At 62.7% G+C, this 12,098-nt stretch carries 10 protein-coding genes; 4 read left to right on the top strand and 6 right to left on the bottom strand.

Annotation, left to right across the window (positions count from 1 at the left end; genetic code table 11):
* Positions 1-200: 200 nt before the first annotated feature.
* A complete protein-coding gene (locus BM438_RS00550) occupies positions 201-1,349 on the top strand; it encodes an acyltransferase family protein (RefSeq protein WP_093632423.1) in 1,149 nt (382 codons plus the stop codon).
* Between the two features lie 94 nt (positions 1,350-1,443).
* On the opposite strand, the gene BM438_RS00545 is transcribed toward BM438_RS00550, so the two are convergent.
* The 6 genes from BM438_RS00545 to BM438_RS00520 form a co-directional block, all read right to left on the bottom strand.
* A complete protein-coding gene (locus BM438_RS00545; protein ID WP_093632422.1) occupies positions 1,444-2,034 on the bottom strand; it encodes a c-type cytochrome in 591 nt (196 codons plus the stop codon).
* Entirely contained in the window at positions 2,027-3,295 is a 1,269-nt protein-coding gene (gene soxC, locus BM438_RS00540) for a sulfite dehydrogenase (protein WP_093632421.1), read from the bottom strand. Before soxC ends, BM438_RS00545 begins: the two co-directional genes overlap by 8 nt.
* Positions 3,296-3,411: 116 nt before the next feature.
* A complete protein-coding gene (locus tag BM438_RS00535) occupies positions 3,412-4,449 on the bottom strand; it encodes an ABC transporter substrate-binding protein (RefSeq protein ID WP_093632420.1) in 1,038 nt (345 codons plus the stop codon).
* Positions 4,450-4,490: 41 nt separating this feature from the next.
* Complete coding sequence (locus BM438_RS00530) at positions 4,491-5,321, bottom strand: ABC transporter ATP-binding protein (RefSeq protein ID WP_093632419.1); 831 nt, start codon at positions 5,319-5,321, stop codon at positions 4,491-4,493.
* Entirely contained in the window at positions 5,315-6,373 is a 1,059-nt protein-coding gene (locus BM438_RS00525) for an ABC transporter permease (RefSeq protein WP_093632418.1), read from the bottom strand. The genes BM438_RS00530 and BM438_RS00525 overlap by 7 nt, the downstream gene beginning before the upstream one ends.
* A gap of 60 nt (positions 6,374-6,433) precedes the next feature.
* Positions 6,434-7,882 (bottom strand): SidA/IucD/PvdA family monooxygenase, encoded by a 1,449-nt coding sequence (locus tag BM438_RS00520; protein ID WP_093632417.1) that lies wholly within the window; start codon positions 7,880-7,882, stop codon positions 6,434-6,436.
* A 333-nt stretch (positions 7,883-8,215) separates the two neighbouring features.
* Between BM438_RS00520 and BM438_RS00515 the strand changes: the two genes are divergently transcribed.
* The 3 genes from BM438_RS00515 (at position 8,216) to BM438_RS00505 (ending at position 11,983) form a co-directional block, all read left to right on the top strand.
* Positions 8,216-9,643, top strand: a complete 1,428-nt coding sequence (locus BM438_RS00515) for an FAD-binding oxidoreductase (RefSeq protein ID WP_093632416.1) — start codon at positions 8,216-8,218, stop codon at positions 9,641-9,643.
* A 96-nt stretch (positions 9,644-9,739) separates the two neighbouring features.
* Positions 9,740-10,837, top strand: a complete 1,098-nt coding sequence (locus BM438_RS00510; protein ID WP_093632415.1) for an ABC transporter substrate-binding protein — start codon at positions 9,740-9,742, stop codon at positions 10,835-10,837.
* 42 nt (positions 10,838-10,879) lie between these two features.
* Positions 10,880-11,983, top strand: coding sequence for an ABC transporter ATP-binding protein (locus BM438_RS00505; RefSeq protein ID WP_093632414.1), 1,104 nt, complete (start codon positions 10,880-10,882; stop codon positions 11,981-11,983).
* Positions 11,984-12,098 lie beyond the last annotated feature (115 nt).

The raw sequence follows: 12,098 nt of genomic DNA, 5'->3' as shown, positions 1-12,098 counted from the left end.
CATCAATCCATTCGGGCTAAAACCTATGCCAATGCCGCAAGGTATTGCTGTAAACCCGCACCTGACGCTGACAAAAACAACCGCCCAACATTGCATTTTACTGAGGCCTGGTGGGACATTTATTTCCCCATTTTTTTCGATTTTTGTTGATCACGACAGACGTAAGATCGCCGCAGCCTGAATAGAAGAAGGGGCAATAAATGGCGATCACCTTGAATCTCTCAGCGTCTGCGAATCTGAACAAGTCGCTAAAGATTGATGCGATTCGATTCCTCGCGGCTGTCTGGGTGCTGATGTATCACTTCAAGCCACCCGCGTTTAAAGAACTTCTGCCTCATCAACTCGCCTTCCTCGGCGGCGCACTATGGTCCGGCTCGACAGCGCTGTTCGCGGGCCCTGCCGCCGTCATCGTCTTCTTTGTCATTTCCGGCTATTGCATCCATAACGCATATCAAAAGGATGTGACGCTTAAGCCAATCAACTATTACGCGTCCAGATTCATCCGCATTGGATTACCGCTAGTCATCCTGCTGTGCCTCGTTCAACCGTTGCCGACGGGGCAGAACTATCTGGAGTCCGTGCTGTGGTCGCTCTATTGCGAGATGGTGTATTACGCCGCTTATCCGCTCCTGCGCGCCCGCTTTCGCTACATCGGCGAAATGATCGTTGGCTGCGCGGTTGCGGCGGGCGTGATGGTGGCTGTGGTTCGCCTGATCGGGCATCCCGTTTGCCACGGCTGCGTCATTGAGACGTATGGCGTTCCGGGTACGGCTTTACTGTATGCGGCTGGATGGATCTTCGGCTGCCTGATCGCGGAGACTCAGCGCAACGCGGAGCAGTTCCACGTTCGTGGCGCGTATTCGCCGCTTACCCTGATGATCAAGCGCGGCCTTGATCGCAGCACCCGCTTTCTCGCGAATCACCTGGTTGCGCTGAGAGTGGTGATTGTCGCTGCCGGGGCCGCCGTTATGATTCTGCTGTCCGAATCGAATCTCAAACCGGCCGTTGTGCCGTTGATTACGCCCGATATCACGCTTCCGCTATTTCAGTTCCTCGCGGCAATCTGGATCGCGGCGGAGACAGCCACGCCTTCCAGAGGCGGCGTCTGGTCCAGACTGGCTACTTTTGGCGCGTGGTCCTATAGCCTCTATCTTTGCCACAAGATGGCGCTCGCCCTGCTGGAAATGACCCGATTCGACGAGACGTCCCGATTCGCCTGGTTCGTGCAGGTGGCGTTGGCGTTCGCCATCAGCTACGCGTTTTACCGGATGATCGAAAAACCTTCGCATCTGATTTCCCAGCGGCTGCGGAAATACACACCGAATGCGCCTGCTGCGCCGGCTGCATGAAGCCGACTGCATGAGCGGTTACATGAGCGAGCCGGCAATAACGGTTAGCGGCGCTTCGGGCCCGCTCCCGGACCGTCCGATCAGCGCAAGCGCCTCATAGCTGCCCTGGACGCGGATCAGCCACAAAACCGCCGCGATTAGGCATCGCCACACGCGGCAGCGAGGCCGCGTCGAGCCGCGTATTCGCCGGCACGATGCCGTTCTGGTTGAGCAGAAATGCGCTGAGCGCGTACACCTCGTCGGCGGAAAGCGATTCAGGCGCGTTGTAGGGCATCGCGCGGCGAATATAGTCGAAGAGCGTCGTCGCATAGGGCCAGTAGCTGCCCACGGTGCGCTTCGGCTTCGCGCTGGTCAGTGTGCCCTGCCCACCCACCAGTTGATCGCCGAGACCGCCCTGCCCCTGCGCGCCGTGGCACGCCGCGCATTTTGCGGCGAATATGTGCGCGCCGGTGGCGACGTCGCCGCTGCCCGCAGGCAGGCCGCGGCCATCCGGCGCCACGTCGATGTTCCAGGCAGCGAGGTCCTGCTCGGTGAGCGGCGTGCCGATATCATGGATCGACCTGGCGCTCTGGTCACCCGGCGCAATCGATGAGCACGATGTCAGTGCCGTGAGCGAAAGCAGCACGGCCAGCGCGGTCCGTGCCGTTCGCGCCCGCACGCCGGTCAAACGGCGGTCATCACGCATTACGCACCTCGCCGTTAGCATCCACTCGCCATTGCTGGATCGCGTTGTAGTGGTACTGCGAATTCAGGCCACGCGCGGCGACGAGTTCGGCTCGTGTCGGTTGCACATAGCCGGTCGAATCGGTGGCGCGCGAAAGAATCGCAGTCGCACCGCCATCCCAGCGCCAGTCCGCCTGAAAACGCGTGAGCGCACGATCCAGGATCGCACCGTCCAGACGCGCGGGACGCCACGTCGCGCCGCCGTCGGTCGACACCTCCACCTTGCGGATCGTCCCGCGTCCGGACCAGGCGAGACCCGTGATCGGGTAATAACCGTGCGTGGTGAGACGATGTCCTGGCGAGGGTCGCGTGATAACCGACTTCGCATCCATCTCGAACGCAAACTGACGCGCGGTGCCGTTCGCAAGCAGGCTCGTGTACTTCGAAGTTTCCTCGCGCGTTTGCAACGGCGCATCGACCACCTTTAGCCTACGTAGCCATTTGACGTTCGTATTGCCCTCGAAGCCGGGAACGATCAGACGCAACGGATAGCCGTTCTCGGGACGCAAGCGTTCGCCGTTCTGCGCATAGACCACGAGCGCGCGGTCGAGTATCCGATCGAATGGCAAGCTGCGTGTCATCGCAGCGGCATCCGCGCCTTCGGCCAGCAACCAGCCGCCGCCGCTTGTCTTGCCGGACGCCGTCACACCACCCACCTCCTCCAGCAAAGTCGACAAACGCACACCGGTCCATTCGCAGCACGACAGCAAACCATGCGTGAGTTGCACCGGCATGCCGCTCGGGCCATTCCATTCGTTGCCGGTATTGCCGGAGCATTCGAGAAAATGAATCCGCGATTCGGACGGCAGGCGCAGCAGGTCGTCCATCGTGAACAGTTTGGGCGTGCGCACGAGGCCATGAATGGCTAGCCGATGCTGATCGGGATCGATGTCGGGCACGCCGCCGTGATGACGTTCGTAGACCAGACCGTTGGGTGTGAGCGTACCGTGCAGATCGGCAAGCGGCGTCATCGACGAAGCCGCGCCGGGCAGCGGCCACGCGCGCGCACTCCGCCGCACGACATTTGCTTCATGCGGCGACGGCACGCCGTATGGATGCTCGAGTACAGGCCCGCCGGGCACCCGAGTCGAAGACGCGACCTCGAGCGGCCGCAGCAGTTCGCTAGCTGCCGCGGCGTGTGAAACGACGAGACCGCCGGCCGCCAGACGACCCAGCAGTCGACGGCGGCCGCGCGACGGCGGAGAATTGTGCGGGTTCATCATGGCGTCGGCGCATCATAGGCAAGCCGATTAGCGTAACGATGCCTTCCGCCACGGCCAAACGATAAATTCGACTATCGATCGACACAAACCGCATATCGGACGGATACGGCGCGCCGTCAAGCCAGCACGTTCGAGAACACCCGATCCGCGAGACGATTGGAATCGGTGCCGCTATTGAGCACGCCCACCGCCTTCAGGTCGTCGGCATAAAGCGAGATCTCCTTCTTGAACGCATCCCCAACCGGATGGTGGCGATCGGTGTGGCTCTTGAGCATCGCCGCCAGTTGGCCCACATCGGCGGACGGCGTATAGACCGAGAAAATCGCGGCGGCGTCCGCAGGATGATTCGCAGTCCATTCGGTCGCTTCGAGCAGCGCCTGCGTCAACGCCTGCGCGGTGGCGCGATCCTTTCGCACCAGCGTACCGCGCACGCCGAGCACACAGCACGAACGCGTCTGATATTCACCGCACAGATTGTTCGACACCTCATACAAGTGGTCGGATTCGCGGATCGACCAGATCGTCGGGTCGCCATCCGCGATCGCCTGCACTTCGCCCTTCTTCAGCGCCTCGCCCAGCAGGTTCGCCGGATACTGGCGCCAGTTCACATCGCGCTCCGGATCGACGCCGATCTTTTTCAGCACGATGGCGAAGAAATTCTTGGTCGGGCTCGCCATATCGCTCACGCCGATCGTGCGGCCCTTCAGCCCCGCCACATCGACGATGCCCGACGCGCGCGTGGCCAGCAAACGCATGCACCCGCCGTGAATCCCCGCAGTGAGTTTCACATCGAAGCCCTGCTCCAGCGGCTTGATCCAACGCAGCGCCATGCCGACACCCGCATCGGACTTGCCCGTCGCGATTGCCTCGAGCAACTGATCGGTCGACCCTGAAAAATTCACGAGTTCCACCTGCAAACCGTGCCGCTCGAAAAAGCCCTGCTTCACTGCAACAGCCACAGGCGCGGTACAGATTGCGCCCGCGTTCCAGGAGAGCTTGAGGGGCTTGAGCGGAGCCTGCGGCGTTTGAGCGAACGCAAGCGTTCCTGGCATCAGCGACGCACCACCGAGCGCCGCCGCGCCCGCTGTCCAGGCCATCTTGCGCAACCACGCGCGGCGGGCCGGACTCAGCGGAGATTCATCGTAGGGATTCATGGTTGACTGTTCCTCTGGTCATTATCGATTGTTTTATTCGTTCAGGTGTCGAGTCCGAGCTGGGCGAGCACCTCACGGCGCAGCGCCACCAGTTTCGGATCGTCGCGATGGCGCGGATACGGTGCGTCGTTGCGCACTTCGGCGACCACGCGCGCAGGCCGCTCGCTGAAAACGATCACGCGGTCGGCGAGCAACAGCGCCTCTTCCACGTCATGCGTCACCAGTAGCACGGAAAAGCGCGCGTCCAACCAAAGCCGCGCCAGTTCACCCTGCATGCGGATACGTGTGAGGGAGTCGAGCTTGCCGAACGGCTCGTCCAGCACCAGCAGCGCCGGATCGTTGACGAGCGCGCGGGCCAACGCCACGCGCTGCGCCATGCCACCCGACAATTGATGCGGAAACGCTTCGGCGAATTCGCTGAGGCCGACCAACTCAAGTGCGGCGTCGATCCGTTGCTCCGCCTGCTTCTCTTGCGGACCGTTGCGTCGCGCGAAGCGTTTGCGCTGCGCCTGCGGACCGACCCCGACATTGCCACGCACCGTACGCCATGGGTACAAGGTTGGATCCTGAAACACCACTACACGCGACGGATCAGGACCGGCTATTGCCGCACCATCGGCCTGCACGCTGCCCTGCGTCGGCGTATCGAGTCCAGCGACCAGCCGCAGCAAGGTGGACTTGCCGCAACCACTCGGACCGAGCAACGCGACGAACTCGCCCGGCTCGACCGTGAAACTGACATCCTGAAGCACTGGCAACGCGGCGCCTCGCAGCGCGAATTGATGACTGACGTGGCGCACGTCGATGCGCGCGCCGTCACGGATCGACCGGGCAGCGGCCGACTGATTCAACACTTCGGGTACGGCTACCATTTGAGCAATCCCTTTTGCCAGGCCAGCAGGCGGTCACGCACACGAAACAGCAAGGTGATCAGACCGGAGCACATCAGCGCCATCACGAGCAGCGCGGCATACATGTTCGAATACGCCGCCCAGCCCTGGGCCCATTGCAGATACCAGCCAAGCCCCGCTTTCACGCCCATCATCTCCGCGACGATCAGCACCGAAAACGATGCGCCAAGACCCATGAACAGGCCGACGAACACCGACGGCAGCGCCGCCGGAATCGCCACGCGCAGGATCAGAAAAGCGGGCCGCGCGCCGAGCGTGCGCGCGATGTCGTAATAGGCCGAATTGACGCCGGCCACACCCGACCAGGTCAGCACCGCAACCGGGAAGGCGGTCGCCAGCGCGATCAGGAACACACTCGCGCTGAAGCTCGAAGGAAAGAAGAAGAACGCCAACGGCAACCATGCGGTAGCCGGTAGCGGCCCGATCAGGCGCAAGACCGGATGGACCCAGTAGCTCACGACCTGCGACCAGCCGATACTCACTCCGGTAACAAAACCCGCAGCCGCGCCTAATACGTAGCCATAGGCGAGTAGTCCAAACGAATGCACAACGCTCAAACCTAGACGCGGGTAGTCTTCGGCATAGACACCGATCAGCGCTTGCGGTGGGGCAAAAAAAGGCCGCGGCAGCCATTCGAGTTGTGCCGTGACGACTTCCCATGCGCTCACGCTGAGCGCCAGTGCGAGCAACCATGGCATCGCCCCAAGCCATGCGCTGGTGCGTGTGGGCGTCGTCGCCTGAGTGGACGGATTGCGCCATCCCGCGACGGCCGTCGCAACAGCAAATGCCACGAGCACCAGCTTCAACGCGATAAATTCTTTCGTGTACGGCCAGTCGTCGGCACTCGGCCACCACTCGGTCAGCGCGGCGCTGCCGAACCACGCGATGGCAGCGAGGCCAGCAATCAGAACACCGCGTGAAAACCCACGCCGTGTTAAGGCGCGGTTGGCGTCACCGACGTCCGTGCCGATAGCCGGCGTTCCTGTTGTAATCGATTCGAACTGCGTAGACATAGCGGCTCCTGCCTCTCGCCTTGTTGAACTATCGTGACCGCTCGCTTGCTAGCGTCCACTTCACGCGGCGTCAACCTTGTCGCGCTGCCAGACGCTCTGCGCGTAAACTGAATCGTCGAAATCGGCGGCGATATCGCCGTGAATCCGTGCTTCATGCGCGTCCAGATCGGCGAGAAACAGATCGCGGCTGATTCGCTGCACCACGGCGGGAATATCGCGCTTCATGCTTGGCACGTCGCCGACCGGCAAGCCAAAACTGACGAAGGCCGCCGGGTTGTAGACGTGGATGTGCTTCAGATAAGGCGCTTCGCCCTCGACCTTCTCGAGGTATTCGAGCGCGGCGCCGAGATACGGATGCGCGCCCAGCGCGTCATCGCTGTCGCTCGCGGCGGGCACGTATTGATCGTGCCACAGGCGGATACGCCCGGCGATGTGCGCCAACTCCGGCCGCAGCGCCGGATCGATCACATAGCCCGTGCCGGCAATGACGAAATCGAATGCGAACGGCTCACCCGACACGTCGGTCTCCACGCGCTCATCTCTGACGCTTGCGTGTGTCCACGGCGCGCCGAGATGCAGATGAAAGTTCGGAAAACGTGTGACGCGCTCCACGGCGTCGACTGGCGGCGTCGAACCGGCAACGCGGAAGCGCCGCGCCTGCGACCAGCGAATCGCATCAGGCAGATGGAAATAGTTGTCGTACGCGCCGGGATAAGCGCGTGTGCGGGTCACCGGCACCGACGCAATCCGCTCACGACGCACGAACAGATGCACCTGCCCTGCACCGGCTTCGAGCGCCGTGCCTGCCGCATCGAATGCGGATGCCGCGCCGCCGATCACCGCCACGGATTTGCCGCGCAGCGCAGCAAAATCGATCGCCTCGGAAGTGTGGGCACGAAGTGTCGACGGAAGGCTTTTCAGCACTGCAGGAATGTTCGGCCCACCGTTACCCGCAACGCCATTGCCGAGCACGATCTTGCGTGCCGTCTCCACGATGTTGCGCACTGTGGCGCCATCGCGTACTTCCAGATGCAAACGGAAATGCTCACCTACCGGTTCGATTCGCGTAAGCCGCGTGCCGTAGCGAATCGGAATCTCGAGGAAATGCCGGTACCACGCGAGATATTCTGCCCAACGCGTGCGAGGAATCCGGTCGATCTCCGCATACGAATCGGCGCCGAAGCGCGCTTCATACCATGCCTGGAAGCTCAGCCCCGGCAGACCCACCTCGGGGCCCACCAATGATTTAGGGGTGCGCAGCTTATTCATGCGGGCGCGATTCAACCAGACGCCCGCTTGACCCTCATCTGCTGCGGCATCGATCACGCTAACCTGACCGATGCCGGCGCGCCGCAGGGCGAAAGCGAACGCCGCGCCGGTCTGTCCACCGCCGACAACCACCACGTTATGGTCGATGCCCTCGCGCGGCGGGACCCAGTTATCAGGTGCTGGACCGATCAGCCGCAGTGTGTCGAGCGCAGGCTGATCGGGGTGATGGGATTGCGTCATGGTGTCGGGTTCGGTCTGGGAGTTGAACAGCAGACGGATGCGTCGAAATCGAATGGCGCGGCCATCGGACGATCAAGTATCGCGGCGCCGCAGGCTTACCCAAACCAACAAATTTCGCTTTGCTTATTTGTTTCGTGGCCGTCAGCGCCCTCTTTCGTAGCCGTCAGCACCCTCCCGACTCACGCCAGGAAAAACGAGCACTTTAATCGCATTGCGATTAATTGCATTTCAATGCGATTTTTTTACTCATATGCTTTTTCTCAGGCAACGCAGGTCCCGTCCCACCTGGGTCGCAGCCGACCGCATCGAAGCCGCCCGATCAAGGAACCAGAAATGAACCCTGTCGCGCCCTTGTTAGCCAGCCTGCAAACCGAACTCGGAGCGGACGCGGTCCTGAGCGCCGAAGCCGACCTCGATGGTTTCACCGAGGATTGGCGCGGCCGCTTCAAGGCGCCGGCGCTCTGTGTTGCGCTGCCATCGACGGCAGCGCAGGTATCCGCGGTGGTTCGCCTGTGCGCTGCGCACGGCGTGCCGGTCCTGCCGCAAGGCGGCAACACCAGCCTGTGCGGCGGCGCCGTGCCCGCGAGCGAAGGCGTTCGGCCAGTCATCGTCAATCTCTCGCGAATGCGGCGGATTCGCTCGATCGACGCGGCCAACGGTTCAATGGAAGTCGAAGCCGGCTGCGTGCTGAAGACCGTGCAGGACGCAGCCGCGGCCGAACAACGGCTCTTTCCGGTAAGTCTCGGCGCCGAAGGCTCATGCCAGATCGGCGGCAATCTGTCGACGAATGCGGGCGGCACCGGCGTTCTGCGCTACGGCAACGCGCGCGACAACGTGCTCGGCCTCGAAGTGGTGCTCGCCGACGGCACGATCTGGAACGGCCTGCGTGCGCTACGCAAAGACAACACCGGTCTCGATCTGAAGCATCTGTTCATCGGCACGGAAGGCACGCTCGGCATCATCACGGCGGCCACGTTGAAGCTGCATCCGTTGCCGACGCATCACGCGCTCGCGTGGTTCGCGCCCGTCGACCCGGCGGCCGCGCTGCGTATTCTCGGCATGTTCCAGGCCGCCTGCGGGTCGCGGCTCAACGCCTTCGAGATGATCAACCGCCGCCAGCTCGAACTCGTGATCGAACATGTACCCGAGCGCCGCAATCCGCTTGGCGAACTGCATGACTGGCACGTGCTGGTCGAGCTCGCGGACACACGCGGTGGCGAGGAGATGGCGGCACTGCTGCAACACACGCTCGAACAGGCAGCCGATGCCGGCCTCATCGTCGATGCGGTATTCGCCAGCAACGACACGCAGCGCGCCGCCCTCTGGGAAATTCGCCACAGCGTGTCCGAAGCGAACAAGAAAGCCGGCGTGGGCTTGACGACCGATTGCGCAGTGCCGGTATCGGCGGTGCCTGCGTTCATCGAGCAGTCCACACGCGCGGTCCACGCAATCATCCCCGGCCTCGACATTCTGATCGTTGCGCATCTCGGCGACGGCAACGCGCACTTCATCCCGTTCTTCACCTTCGACGCATGGCGCGAATTCCCTGACCCCGTTGCAATGGCGACCGCGATGCGCCACTGCGTCAACGAAGTCGCGCACGAATTGCACGGCACGTTCAGCGCCGAACACGGCGTCGGCCAGACCGGACTCAGCGAAATGGCGCACTACAAATCCGCTATCGAACTCACGTTGATGCGCGCGGTGAAGCAGGCGCTCGATCCGCACCAGTTGTTCAACCCCGGCCGCCTGCTGCCCTGAGGCACCGCTCCGTGCCCCATCGCGCCGCTCACGCGGCTTGAGTTTTCGCCACACCGGTCTTTCGCTTTCCACGCTTGCCACTTCCCTGGAGTCGTCATGAAAAAGCAGCCCACACGCGATCAGATTCAACAACCCGGCCGCCGCACGGCCATCAAGGCGGCGCTGGCAGGCACGGCAGCGGTCGCGTTCCCGTTCGTCTGGACGCCGTCGCGCGCGGCCAGCAAACGGATCGTGATTCGTGACGACGGTGGCATCTATACGAAGGCCTACGGCGCGGTGTTCTACCGGCCGTTCACGGAGAAGACCGGCATCGAAGTGGTCGGCGTGCAGGCGAACGCCGAACCGACCGCGCTGATCAAGAGCATGGTCGACACCGGCAGCTACACCTGGGACATGGCGAAGATCAGCCAGCCGGCAATTCTTCTGCTGACGGGCGGCGGCAAGGAATACCTCGAGAAACACGGGCTGGAATCCGATCCGGTGATCGCGAAGATCCCGAAGCAATACATGTCGCCGTACGGCGTGGGCACCAACATCTACACGACCGTTCTCGCCTATCGCACTGACGCGTTCAAAGGCCGCAAGGCGCCGAACTCATGGGCCGACATGTGGAACGTGAAGGACTTCCCGGGCCGCCGCGGCCTGCGCAAATATCCGTTCGACACGATGGAACAAGCCTTGATGGCCGACGGCGTAGCGACCGGCCAGGTCTATCCCTGCAACATGGACCGTGGCTTCGCGAGCCTCTCCAAGATTGCGAAACATGTCGACGTCTGGTGGACCACCGGCGCACAGGTCGAACAGATGCTCGGTTCGGGCGAAGTGGACATGATCAGCACGTGGATCTCGCGCGCGCAAGCGGCAATTGCCAGCGGCGCGCCGGTCGGCATCGTCTGGAACCAGAACATCTGGGGCGTCGACAACTGGTCGATCCTGAAGGGCTCGCCGAACGCCGACGCCTGCCGCGAATTCATCAAATTCGCCGCCGATCCGAAACGCCAGGCCGCGCTGGTCGACTATTTCCCGGCGGGTCTGACGCAACCCGAAGCATTCAACTTCATCAAGCCCGAAATCGCCAAAAACTGCCCGACTTATCCGCAGAACATGGCCAACGGCCTGCATATCGATGCGAAGTACTGGCAGGAAAACCAGAGCGTCGCGCTCGAGCGCTTCAATCGCTGGATCCTGACGTAAGCGCGCCGCCGCTCCCTGTCACCTTTCACGGAGGCCGATTCCATGTCTGCTTCGAATCTTCAGATCGCGGGACTCAGCAAACGCTACGGCGATTTCGTCGCGCTCGCGCCGACCAGTCTCGACGTCGCCGAGGGCGAGTTCCTGACCTTGCTCGGACCGAGCGGCTCCGGCAAGACCACCCTCCTCAGCCTGATCGCCGGCCTCGCCCTGCCGGATGAAGGACAGATTCGCATCAACGGCGTGGACGTGACGTACGGCGCGCCGTACGAACGCGACATCGGCATGGTGTTTCAGAACTACGCGCTGTTTCCGCACATGACAGTCGCGCAGAACATCGCGTTTCCGCTGCAGATGCGCAAGACGGACGCAAAGGCCACGCAAGACAAGGTGATGCAGGCACTGGAGATGGTGCATCTGCCGCACGTGGCGCAACGCTATCCACGCGAGCTATCCGGCGGCCAGCAGCAGCGGATCGCGCTCGCGCGTTGCATGGTCTACCGGCCCTCGATCATTCTGATGGACGAACCGCTCGGCGCGCTCGACAAGAAACTGCGCGATCACATGCAGCTCGAGATCAAGCGCATCCATCGCGAACTCGGCACGACGATCGTCTACGTGACGCACGATCAGGAAGAAGCGATGACGATGTCGGACCGCATCTGCCTGATGAACGCGGGTTCGATCGCTCAACTCGGCACGCCGGCCGATCTGTATTTCCGGCCCAACAGCGTGTTCGTCGCGGACTTTCTCGGCGAGTCGAATCTGCTCGACGCGGTCGTCACGGGCCGTGCCGGCGATCAGGTGCAGATCAGCGTGCAAGGCGTCGCGAAAGGCGAAGCGATGGCCTACGACCCGGTGATCGCCAACGGCAAGCCGGTCAAGCTGATGCTGCGTCCGCAAAACCTGCGCGTGCACGACAGTGCGAGCGCGAACTCAGACTCCGGCAACGGCGGCAGCCTGTCCGCGAAACTCACCGACATCATGGTGACCGGCAGCATGACCAAGCTCTATCTCGAGCCGCATACCGCCAATGCCGCGCCGCTCGTGGCCGCCTTCCCCACCAACCGTTTCGGCAGCCAGTACGAAGTCGGGCAAACGCTCGGCCTGTCGTGGCTCGCCGCCGACGCCGTTGCGATCGCGGGGTAAGCGATGAATCATTCCGCTTTGAGCGCGCGCCCTTCCCAGCCCGCGGGACCGGCACAGCCCATTCAACCCGCGCCGCGCCGGCCCACCTGGCGCGCGTGGCTGCGGCCCGGCGCCA

Origin of the sequence: Paraburkholderia aspalathi, from assembly GCF_900116445.1 — a bacterium.
In the GTDB taxonomy this organism is placed as follows: domain Bacteria; phylum Pseudomonadota; class Gammaproteobacteria; order Burkholderiales; family Burkholderiaceae; genus Paraburkholderia; species Paraburkholderia aspalathi.
The sequence above is the reverse complement of the archived record's forward strand: the minus strand, read 5'-3'. Positions and strand labels throughout refer to the sequence as shown.

Coding starts and splice junctions, on each gene's coding strand:
- BM438_RS00550 (WP_093632423.1), top strand. CDS start 201: ATGGCGATCACCTTGAATCTCTCAGCGTCTGCGAATCTGAACAAGTCG.
- BM438_RS00545 (WP_093632422.1), bottom strand. CDS start 2,034: ATGCGTGATGACCGCCGTTTGACCGGCGTGCGGGCGCGAACGGCACGG.
- soxC (WP_093632421.1), bottom strand. CDS start 3,295: ATGATGAACCCGCACAATTCTCCGCCGTCGCGCGGCCGCCGTCGACTG.
- BM438_RS00535 (WP_093632420.1), bottom strand. CDS start 4,449: ATGAATCCCTACGATGAATCTCCGCTGAGTCCGGCCCGCCGCGCGTGG.
- BM438_RS00530 (WP_093632419.1), bottom strand. CDS start 5,321: ATGGTAGCCGTACCCGAAGTGTTGAATCAGTCGGCCGCTGCCCGGTCG.
- BM438_RS00525 (WP_093632418.1), bottom strand. CDS start 6,373: ATGTCTACGCAGTTCGAATCGATTACAACAGGAACGCCGGCTATCGGC.
- BM438_RS00520 (WP_093632417.1), bottom strand. CDS start 7,882: ATGACGCAATCCCATCACCCCGATCAGCCTGCGCTCGACACACTGCGG.
- BM438_RS00515 (WP_093632416.1), top strand. CDS start 8,216: ATGAACCCTGTCGCGCCCTTGTTAGCCAGCCTGCAAACCGAACTCGGA.
- BM438_RS00510 (WP_093632415.1), top strand. CDS start 9,740: ATGAAAAAGCAGCCCACACGCGATCAGATTCAACAACCCGGCCGCCGC.
- BM438_RS00505 (WP_093632414.1), top strand. CDS start 10,880: ATGTCTGCTTCGAATCTTCAGATCGCGGGACTCAGCAAACGCTACGGC.